General features: G+C 62.5%; 9 protein-coding genes. 1 reads left to right on the top strand and 8 read right to left on the bottom strand.

Annotated features, from left to right (window positions below):
* The first annotated feature begins 1 nt into the window (after nucleotide 1).
* On the top strand, nucleotides 2-223 hold the full coding sequence (locus tag V5F61_RS19755; protein WP_012112629.1) for a DUF2274 domain-containing protein: 222 nt from the start codon (nucleotides 2-4) through the stop codon (nucleotides 221-223).
* A 22-nt stretch (nucleotides 224-245) separates the two neighbouring features.
* On the opposite strand, the gene V5F61_RS19760 is transcribed toward V5F61_RS19755, so the two are convergent.
* The 8 genes from V5F61_RS19760 to V5F61_RS19795 form a co-directional block, all read right to left on the bottom strand.
* Complete coding sequence (locus V5F61_RS19760; RefSeq protein WP_012112630.1) at nucleotides 246-1,163, bottom strand: LysR family transcriptional regulator; 918 nt, start codon at nucleotides 1,161-1,163, stop codon at nucleotides 246-248.
* Between the two features lie 119 nt (nucleotides 1,164-1,282).
* A complete protein-coding gene (locus V5F61_RS19765; protein WP_238123836.1) occupies nucleotides 1,283-3,790 on the bottom strand; it encodes a heavy metal translocating P-type ATPase in 2,508 nt (835 codons plus the stop codon).
* Nucleotides 3,791-4,312: 522 nt separating this feature from the next.
* Nucleotides 4,313-4,741, bottom strand: coding sequence for a TFIIB-type zinc ribbon-containing protein (locus tag V5F61_RS19770; RefSeq protein ID WP_394092170.1), 429 nt, complete (start codon nucleotides 4,739-4,741; stop codon nucleotides 4,313-4,315).
* Nucleotides 4,742-5,153: 412 nt separating this feature from the next.
* Entirely contained in the window at nucleotides 5,154-5,615 is a 462-nt protein-coding gene (locus V5F61_RS19775; RefSeq protein WP_198139188.1) for a hypothetical protein, read from the bottom strand.
* Nucleotides 5,616-5,709: 94 nt separating this feature from the next.
* Nucleotides 5,710-5,961, bottom strand: coding sequence for a hypothetical protein (locus V5F61_RS19780; RefSeq protein ID WP_238123837.1), 252 nt, complete (start codon nucleotides 5,959-5,961; stop codon nucleotides 5,710-5,712).
* A gap of 421 nt (nucleotides 5,962-6,382) precedes the next feature.
* The gene (locus V5F61_RS19785) at nucleotides 6,383-6,685 is read right to left on the bottom strand and encodes a hypothetical protein (protein ID WP_238123838.1); all 303 of its coding nucleotides are present in this window, start codon (nucleotides 6,683-6,685) and stop codon (nucleotides 6,383-6,385) included.
* 11 nt (nucleotides 6,686-6,696) lie between these two features.
* Entirely contained in the window at nucleotides 6,697-7,092 is a 396-nt protein-coding gene (locus V5F61_RS19790; RefSeq protein WP_012112635.1) for a hypothetical protein, read from the bottom strand.
* Between the two features lie 24 nt (nucleotides 7,093-7,116).
* A complete protein-coding gene (locus V5F61_RS19795; protein ID WP_238123839.1) occupies nucleotides 7,117-10,326 on the bottom strand; it encodes an efflux RND transporter permease subunit in 3,210 nt (1,069 codons plus the stop codon).
* Nucleotides 10,327-10,416: the final 90 nt, after the last annotated feature.

Consider the following 10,416-nt stretch of genomic DNA (forward strand, 5'->3'; position numbering starts at 1 on the left):
CATGCCGAAGCTGAAGCTCAGCGAGATCCTCGACGAGAAGCCGGTGAAGGTGACCGTCGAACTGCCGGCGAAGCTGCATCGCGATCTTGTCGCCTATGCACGGGTGCTGGGCGGAGAGACAGGAAGCCCAATCGCAGACCCGCTCAAGCTGATCGTGCCCATGCTGGAGCGCTTCATTGTGACGGACCGCGGCTTTATGAGAGTACGTCGCGCAGCCCGGTGAAGCATTGTGTTTTTCATTTCAGTCAGCTTCGATCCGAGTGCTGAGCCATGCTTCGAGCAAGACTGAGCAGCGCCCGAAATGCGGGATTGTCGTTTCGTCGCGAGAAGAGCACCGAGAAGGGTAGAGTTTCGCCCGCGATAGGACGGTAGACGACACCTGGGACCGAGATCACGGTTTCAGACTGGGTGGCGGGCGCCACCCCGCGCCCCGACGCCACAAGTCCCAACAAGCTGGAGCGGCCTATCCGTTGTGCATTGATGAGCGGGCGACGACCGAGAACAGCTAAGCGCCTTCTGAGATATTCCCGCACCTCGCCCCCTGAACCTTCGATCCGCACAAGAAATCTCTCATCAACGAGATCCTGCCATGTGACCTCTTCATTGCGAGTCAATGGATGGCCTTCCGGAAAGGCGATAAAGACCGTCTCGGTCCAAAGATGAAGAGAGTCGCATTCCGCCCACTGGAATCGACCGATGACGAATGCCGCGTCGATGTCAAAGCTCCGAATGGAGGCAGCGTGTTCATTGGCCTCGGCGTCAACAAATTCGATATGTACGCTTGAATGATGTACATCATACGCGCGAAACAGATCTCCCATAAAACCAGAAGCCAGGGTTGAGAAAATGCCTATCCTTAAGATCCCGTTTTCCGAACGTCCAATTGCCGCGACCTCTTCCCAGCCTTTCTGAAGTTGCACAAGTGCCTGACGTGCGCGGTGAAGAAAGCATTGTCCTGCCAACGTAAGAGTCACACCACTGGGGTGCCGGAGAAATAACGAGGCCCCGAGCTGATCCTCCAGGTCTCGCACCGATCGGCTGACCGTCGATTCCTGCAAACCCAGCACCTCCGCAGCGCGCCGAAGGCTTCCTGCCTCTGCAGCGGTGATAAAATGACGTAAATGTCTCATGCTCCCGGAGGTTTTTGGCGGATTATTATTCATTGATCAGACATCCACAAAAAATTACTATATAATATAATTTTACATATTCCTGTTTTCAACGCGATTCGCGTATAATTTTATCACGTTAATTATAGTATTTCAATATTTGATATACGTATTCAGTCCCCTGGATCGCTGTATCTCAACAGGCGCAAGGCATTGAATACGACCACAAGCGTGGAGCCTTCGTGCGCTGCGACGGCAGGTCCGATGCCCAGGCCGAAAATAGTTGCGGGAACCAGCAAGGCCACAACGCCGAGGCTGATGAACACGTTTTGCAGGATGATCGCGCGGGTGTGGCGGCTGAGCCCGACCGCAAAAGGCAGGTGCCTCAGATCATCGGCCATGAGCGCGACATCTGCTGTTTCCAAGGCTACGTCGGAGCCGGCGGCACCCATTGCGATACCGACTGTGGCATTGGCCATGGCCGGTGCGTCGTTCACTCCGTCGCCGACCATCGCGACCTTCGCCTCATCTCGCAGCGCCTGGACGGCCTTGACCTTGCCTTCGGGCATCAGGTCGCCCCAAGCTTCGTCCACGCCCACATCCCGGCCGATGGCTTGCGCCACCTTCTGGTGGTCGCCGGATATCATGATCATCCGCGTCATGCCGAGTTTGCGGAGACGCTTCAGCGCGAACTTTGCTTCAGGCCTCAGGGCATCCATCAGGCCGATAGCGCCCAGGTCCCGGTCTCCAAGCCGCACGATCATCGTGGTGCGGCCTTCTTCCCTTAGCTTCTCAATCGCCTGAGCCATCACGGGGCTCAGAGGTGCCACGCCTTCGCCCCCGAACATCTCCGCTTTGCCGATCCATGCGCGCTGGCCAGCGAACGTCGCGGTCACCCCACGTCCGATCAGGTTTTCGAGATCACTCGCCTCACCGATGTCACGCCCTTCGAGCCGCTTGCGCCCGTCGCGGGCGATGGCAGCGGCGAGAGGATGGTCGCTGAGAGCCTCTACTGCCACGGCCACAATGAGTAGGTCCTCAACGGAAACACCGGGGGCAGGGATCACGTCGGTGATCTGCGGTCTGCCTTCCGTCAATGTTCCGGTCTTGTCGAAAGCGATGGCTTGGAGGGAGCCGAGATTCTCCAACGGCGCGCCTCCCTTCACCAGCACGCCGCCGCGTGCGGCCCGTGCAACACCCGAGAGCACGGCACTCGGGGTGGCAATGGCGAGTGCGCAGGGGCTCGCCGCAACCAGGACAGCCATCGCACGGTAGAAGCTGGCACTGAAGGGTTCGTCCACCACCACCCACGCAAACAGCAGCAGGACGGCAAGTCCCAGGACTATTGGCACGAAGACCCGCTCAAACTTCTCGGTGAAGCGTTGTGTCGGGGATTTTTGGGTCTCCGCCTCACTCACCATTTTCACGACCTTGGCGAGCGCCGTGTCTTCCGACAGGCGAGTGACCTCTACCTCAATCGCTCCCGCGCCGTTGATTGTTCCAGCGAAGACGCGCGAGCTGGCCCCAACAGCATCCGGGCGCTCGCGTGCTTCCGCCACATCCTCTACCGGGCGCTTGTCCACGGGAATGCTCTCACCCGTGACCGGGGCCTGGTTGATGGCGGAGGAGCCCGTCACGACAAAGCCGTCCGCTGGCAACCGCGCGTTGGGTCGCACGATCACCACATCGCCGATCAGGAGATCCTCGACAGGCAGTTCGATGCTTCCCCCATCGCGCCGGACGATTGCGGTTCGCGGCGCAAGTTCCGCCAGCGCAGCGATGGCCTGCTTCGCGCGGCCCATGGCATAATGCTCCAGCGCATGGCCGAGACTGAACAGGAAGAGCAGCAGCGCACCTTCAGCAAATGCCCCGAGCGACGCCGCGCCTGCGGCTGCCACGAGCATGAGGGAATCGATCTCGAACTTGCGCAGGCGCAGGTTGTCCACAGCCTCCCGCACCGTGTAGAAGCCGCCGAAGACGTATGCTGCGATGAAACAGGCGTCGGGAAGCCAGCCCGGAGCAGCGGTAATCAGGTTTGCGATGGCAACACCGATCGCCAGCAGCGCGCCGCAGGCCAGGGAAAAGATCAACTCTGTATTGGGCCCGAGAAAGCCGCCATGAGCATGGTCATGCTCAGCCTCTGCGTCCCCATGCTTAGCGTTGGCATGCTCATGACTGCCTGCACCGTGTTCGTGGTCAGGGCGGGAATCCAGCTTTGCATGCTGGCTCCCCGCGGCAGGGTCTCCCACTACGGTGACTTCCATTTCAGCGAGGGCTTTTCTGATCTCATCCTCTGTTGCCGTCTCGCGGTCGAATTCAATACGCACGACGCCGGAAGCGCTCGCTTCCACTTCCAGCACGCCGGGCAGCCTGCGCAGGCTTTCGGCAACGGTGCGCGCGCGCCGTTCGTGGGTAATCCCGTCCACCTGCCAGCTCGCGTGGCCGAACCGTGCGGTAAGGCGCGCTCCGGCACCTTCGGCCAATTCCCGAATGCGGGACAAAGCTATGACCGCCGCGTCGTAGTGAACGCAAAGCTGGGCCGGTTCTCCGGCAGCGACATGCACATACGCAATGCCCTCGCGTCCCTGCAGCTCGGAAATCAGCCGGGCCACACAGGCGTCGGCAGCATCGCGCACCTTCGGCAGCAGGATCGGAATGTCCAATCGAAGCTTTTCAGTCATGCTCTTGAGACCTCATATTTTTCCGTATATATTTCACATCTCAAATACAAGTAAGTGTCGCATCATATTTATTTTCATAATTTTATATAAATTCTTATTTTTCTGGTGAGATGGATTTTAAAAAATATAAATTAAAATGTTATTAAATAGTGGATCTGCCGTTACATTATGACGAATGCTCGTGAGCGATATCGTTATTCAGATTGATTGTGAAAATAATTGAATGTGGCGGATCGACGATCATTCTGCCGTTCTGAATATATATCGTATGTTGTAAATACAGTTCACTCGCGTCTCGCGCGACCTCGCGAGGGCTGCTCGTATTGGTCCGTCAAGGGGGCGGTTATCGACGAAGCTCACTTCCCAAACCAAGTCCTCCAACACCGCGTCGAGTTCGTAGGAGAGCGTTTCCACGCTCTCCTGCTCGTTAAAGGTTGGCACGACGGCCCGCAGCTCCGGCGCCACATACGCCGGCAAGTGCTTGGAAGTGCACGACAGGGCGCGTTGCCCACGCATCGTACGCTAATCGAAGAGGCGGCCAAGAAAACCACGCTTGTGCCCGCCGTGCTCGCGCGAACTGCCGTGTGAATCGTGACTCGAACCGTGATGCTTCGAACCGTGAGCGCCTGGGGCTGGCGAATAGCCGCCTGGGGTCTGCCCCCACGGCATCGGCGCGCTGGGCTGCCCGGCCGTCGAACTCGGAGGCGCATTGGTGGGCGTGCTCGACGTCACCGTCGCAATGCTTCTTTCTACAATCCTGTCCAATTCTCCACGATCAAGCCAGATTCCGCGGCATCTCGGGCAATAGTCGATCTCGACGTTCTGCCGCTCGGTCATGACAAGATCGGTGCGGCAGACAGGGCAAAGCAGCCCCTGAGCTGAAGGTTCAATCATTGTTACGCTCCGCAGTTTGTCTTCCGGTTTTCGGGGGGGCGCCGGAGCCTGACCCATCTAGTTACTAGAGAGGCAAGACAGATCGTCGCCGAATTGAACCAATTCGCAGCGTCTTCGTGATGGGGTCCTCTGCTGGAGAAGAACTGCATCGTGAGTGTTTCGTGGAGAGGGAGAGGGAGAGGGAGAGGGAGTGGGAGTGGGAGAAATGAAGTCGTTGCGTCCCCGCGAGTCCCCGAGCCGTGGCGCTATCCAGGCGCAGATCGGATCGGCCAAGTTTTGCAAAGAGATCGGAATGTCCAGACGATGCCTCAGTGTCATCATCTGGGATCTCTCTCTCACGCTGCCCCTCCAAAGCGGAGCAGGCCTTTCCGGCGTGACGGGCGCGAAATCTCCAGCTCTTGACGTGTAGACGGTTAGAGCTTCCGAAGCGGATTGCGAGGCGGCGAAGCCACCCATAATCGAAGACACATCAAAAATCCTTCTCGATCAAAGGAATCGATCCCTTGAGCTGGCTGATCGCCATTTGCAGCTTTGATGTAATCGTCCTGAAAAACATTCCGCTCTGTCGGCACTTTTGGAAATTTTCTTCGGTTTTATGTTTCAGCGCCTCGCCAGTCGCCTGTCCGATGGAACTCATCTCGAGCCACGCCTGATCTATATCGATGCCGACCGAACGGGCGGAAGCGTCCGCCGCGCGCAGGACCTTCTGGGCTTCCGCGAAGCTGAGCGTCGGCTTAAATCTGGGGTCCGACTGCTCCTCAGCTGCCTCCGTGCAGGCCCGGATGGCAAAATACATTGCGTAGAGGAACTTCAGGTGCGCCGTGGCCTGCGCCCGTAGGTCCGCAGGAGCCGGCTGAGTGGCGGAACTGGCTGCCGCCCACGCCGGCGCCACGTCGGAAGCGCCTGCGGTGACCGCAAGGAGCGTGGCCAAGACCAAAAATATCCTCATGCTTTGATCTCGCAGCTGTTGGTCATCCAAGGGTGAGAGGGGCGGAGGACGCCCCTCTCGGTTCATGCCTTCGGCATTACTGCTGCGCGCCGGAGGCGGTGCTGATCGTCCTGCCCGTCGAGTTGCCCGTGGTGCTCTGGGCATCGGTTGGCTGAAGCCGCGGCGGCCTCACTCCGCTTTCGGCCCGTCCGCTTGGATAGTTGTTCTTCTGGGCGTCGAAGAATTCGTGCCGCTCCTGCTCCTCTGCGCTCAGCGTCGAGGAATAGGGCTCGGCCGAAGCCACGACCGGGAGAAGGGCGAAACCCAGGGCGATGACGTAACGCTTCATGATTGAACCTCGAATGTTGGATATCGTCTTGAACTGTTCATGTCGTTTCAACATTCAGGCTCGGGGTGGAGGCGGATCCACCTCCGGGGCGACGCCTCTCATCATGCGCTCCCCGCGCAACCACATGCCCCTCGAATCCCACCGGACCGGCCAGCTTGACGCCGCCGTCACGGCGAGATGCGGGCAGGCATGGCACTCGCACCGCACCAGCGCGCAGACCGGCTGCCCGGAGGACGAATCCCGTTCCTCGTGATGCGCAGAATCGGTCAGGCTCGCGCCGGCCACAGGCTGCGCATAAAGGCCATCGCCGATGCCGAGCGGCGCCAGGCACACCCCCACCGCGAGCAGGAGACGCAGCAGGGCAAGTCGTAGCAGCCTGCTCATCTGATCGCTCGCGCCAGCCGGTTGAGTGCTCGCGTCTTCATTGAGACGCGCCTCGTAGTGGACTCTGGTCGACCGGAGGCCGGCTGTCTTGCGCAGCCATGCTCGTACTGTCCTTGTTCCCATTCATGTCATTGCGACCAGCCGCGTTAGTGAGCGTGCTGCGACCGTGGGGAGCGGGATGGGACAGACCCAACTGCACGTCACGGAACTCGTGGCGCTGCTTCTCGCGGTAGGTCTTCGGCTGCGGGTCGAGCGCAAAGGCGGCGCTTGCCGGCAGCGTGAGAGCGGCGAGAGTGCTGAGCAGCACGATACGCTGCCGTAGGATGCGTGTTCCAGCCATGGGACCTCTCCTTAGTGGGTGGTGAACTTGGCCTGGCCGGATTTTCCGGCGGCGGTCTTGAGCACCAGCGTGACGGCGGTGCCGGCCGCGATGGGCGCGCCCGCCTCGCCGACGAGGGTCTCGCCCGCAGGCTTCAGCGCGACCGTCTGGCGCGCGCCGCCGAGGACCAGCATGGCCGAGCCGGTGAAGCCGGCGGTGTCCACGCCCTTTCCAGCGCCGTCGAGCACATGAACCGTCAGCGTCTTGCCCGAAACCTCGATTTCGGCGTGCACGCCCGCGATATCCTCCAGCGCGCCGCCGTGGGGTCCCTTCTGGGCGCCGTGGGCGTGGCCGCTTTCGGCGGGGGCCTGGGCGAGCGCGGGGGCCGCGGCCAGAAGGCTGGCCGCGATGATGAGAGGCTTCAACATGACTTGGTCTCCGTTCTTGAAGGTTCAGGAGGCTGGGTTTTCCGCCGCCGCCTGCGAGGTCTCGGCGGCCTTGGTCTCGCGCCGGAACAGCACGTAGAGCGCCGGCAGCACGAGCAATGTGAGGATGGTGGAAGAGACGATGCCGCCGATGACCACGGTGGCAAGCGGCCGCTGCACCTCGGCACCCGCGCCGGTGGCGAGCGCCATGGGCACGAAGCCGAGGGAGGCGACCAGCGCCGTCATCAGCACGGGCCGCAGGCGCGTCAGGGCGCCCTCGCGCACGGCGGCCACCATGTCGCGGCCTTCGTCACGCAGCTTCTGGATAAAGGCGATGATGACGAGCCCGTTCAGCACCGCGACGCCCGAGAGCGCGATGAAGCCGATGCCGGCGCTGATGGACAATGGCAGCCCGCGCAGCAGCAGCGCGGCGATGCCGCCGGTGAGCGCCAAAGGCACCCCGGAGAACACCAGCGCAGCATCCGCCACCGAGCCGAAGCTCATGAACAGCAGCAGGAAGATGAGGGCGAGCGCGATGGGCACCACGATGGCGAGCCGCTGGGTGGCGGAGACCAGTTGCTCGAACTGCCCGCCCCAGCCGATCCAATAGCCCTCCGGCAGCTTCACCTTCTCGGCCACCTGACGCTGCGCCTCGGTGACGAACGAGCCGAGGTCGCGCTCGCGCACATTGGCGCTCACCACGATGCGGCGCTTGCCGTTCTCCCGGCTGATCTGGTTGGGGCCGGGGGAGATGGAGAGACTGGCGATGGCGGCTAATGGCACATAGCGGATCTGGGCATTGGCACCCGAGGCCCACACCGCGGGACGCGGCTTGTCCGGGTCGGCCACCGCCGGGGGGAGGGGCACGGGCAGAGCGCGCAGGGCCTCGATGTCGGTGCGCAACTCCTCCGGCAGGCGCACCATGATGTCGAAGCGGCGGTCGCCCTCGAACAGCACGCCCGCGGAGCGGCCGCCCACGGCGATCTCGATCAGCTCCTGCACCTCCGCCACGCTCACGCCGTAGCGGGCCATGGCGGGACGGTTGAGGGATACTGTAAGCATGGGCAGGCCGGAAACCTGCTCGCTTTTCACATCGGCCGCTCCGGGAATGGCGCGGATGACCGCCTCCACCTGACCCGCCACCTGTAACAGGGTGTCGAGGTCATCGCCGAAGATCTTCACGCCCACATCCGAGCGGATTCCAGAGATCAGCTCGTTGAAGCGCAGCTGGATGGGTTGGGACAGCTCGTAATTGCTGCCGGCGACCTCCTCGGAGGCTTCCTCGATATCCGCCATCACCTGGGCCTTGGGCTTGCGCGGATCGGGCCACTCGGCGCGGGGCTTCAGGATGATGTAGCCGTCGGAGATGGAGGGGGGCATGGGGTCGGTGGCGACCTCCGCCGTGCCGGTGCGGGCGAACACCTCCTTCACCTCGGGCACCTGGAGCAGGCGCTTTTCCAACGCCTCCTGCATTTCCACCGATTGGGTGAGGCTGGTGCCGGGCACGCGCAGGGCCTGGATGGCGGCATCGCCCTCGTCGAGGCTGGGGATGAACTCGCCGCCCATGCGCGAGGCCGCCACGCCGGTGGCAAGGATGAGCCCCATCGCCATGAGCGCCACCACCGCGCGATAGTTGATGGCGGCGTCCAGCAGCGGCGTGTAAATGCGCCGCGCCGTGCGCATGATGATGTTCTCGTGCTCGGAGACCTTGCCGGTGACGAGCAGCGCCACCGCCGCCGGAACGAACGTCATGGAGAACACCGCCGCCGCCGCCAGCGCCATCAGCACCGTGACCGCCATGGGCGTGAACATCTTGCCCTCCACCCCGGTCAGCGTGAGCACGGGCAGATACACCACGGCGATGATGAGGGTGCCGAACAGGCTCGGGCGGATGACTTCCCGGGAGCCGGCGAGGATGGTCTGAAAACGTTCCGCGCGTGTCAGCAACCGGCCGCGCTTGTGCTGCTCTTCCGCCAGCAGGCGCAGGCAGTTTTCCACGATGATGACGGCCCCATCGATGATGATGCCGAAATCTATGGCGCCGAGGCTCATGAGATTGGCGGAAACCTTGTTCTCCACCATGCCCGTGATGGTGAGCATCATGGACAGCGGGATCACGCAGGCGGTGACGAGCGCGGCCCGGAAATTGCCGAGCAGCACGAACAGCACCACCACCACGAACAGCGCGCCTTCCAGCAGGTTCTTTTCCACCGTGGCGATGGTGGCTTCCACCAGATGGGCGCGGTCATAAACGGCGCGGGCAATCACCCCCTCCGGCAGGGAGCGGGAGATGTCCTCCAGGCGCGCGGCCACCCGCTGGGCCACGGTGCGGCTGTTCTCGCCAATGAGCAGCATGGTGGTGCCGAGCACCACCTCCCCGCCATTGAGCGTCGCCGCGCCTGTGCGCAGCTCGCGGCCCTCGCGCACCTCGCCAATGTCGCCGATGCGGATCGGCGTGCCATCGCGGCTGCCGATGACGATGTCGCGGATCTCCTCCAGGTTCGCCACCTGGCCCGGCGTGCGCACCAGATATTGCTCGCCATTGCGCTCGATATAGCCGGCGCCGACATTGGCGTTGTTGGCGGCGAGCGCGGTCATCACGTCGCGGAACGAGATGTTGTGGGCCATCAGCCGCGCCGGGTCCGGCAGCACATGGAACTGCCGGGCGAAGCCGCCAATGGTGTTCACCTCCACCACGCCGGGCACGGTGCGCAGCTGCGGCTTGATGATCCAGTCTTGGATGGTCCGAAGCTCGGTGGGGGAATAAGGCGTGCCATCCGGCTTCTTCGCTCCGGGCTTGGCCTCCACCGTGTACATGTAGATTTCGCCGAGGCCGGTGGAGATCGGCCCGGGGGCCGTCTCCACCCCTTGGGGAAGCTGGTCCTTGGCCTGTTGGATGCGCTCATTCACCAGCTGGCGGGCGAAATAGATATCGGTGCCATCGGCAAACACCACGGTGACCTGGGACAGGCCATAGCGGGAGAGGGAGCGCGTATATTGCAGCCCCGGCAGGCCGCCCATGGCGGTTTCGATGGGGAAAGTGATGCGCTGCTCCACCTCCAGCGGCGAGAAACCGGGCGCGGACGTGTTGATCTGCACCTGGACATTGGTGATGTCCGGCACCGCATCGATGGGCAGGCGCGTGAAGTTCCACGCCCCGAACGCACCGACCATGAGGCACACCAGAACCACCAGCCAGCGCTGGCGGATGGAGAAGGCGAGAATGGCGTCGATCATCGCGCGCCCCCCTCGGTCTCGCTCGGCGCGCCCACCTCGCGGATGCGGGCGAAGCTCTCCACGGGGGTGACGAACATCACGCCGTCGCCG

Source organism: Xanthobacter sediminis, from assembly GCF_043195015.1.
In the GTDB taxonomy this organism is placed as follows: domain Bacteria; phylum Pseudomonadota; class Alphaproteobacteria; order Rhizobiales; family Xanthobacteraceae; genus Xanthobacter.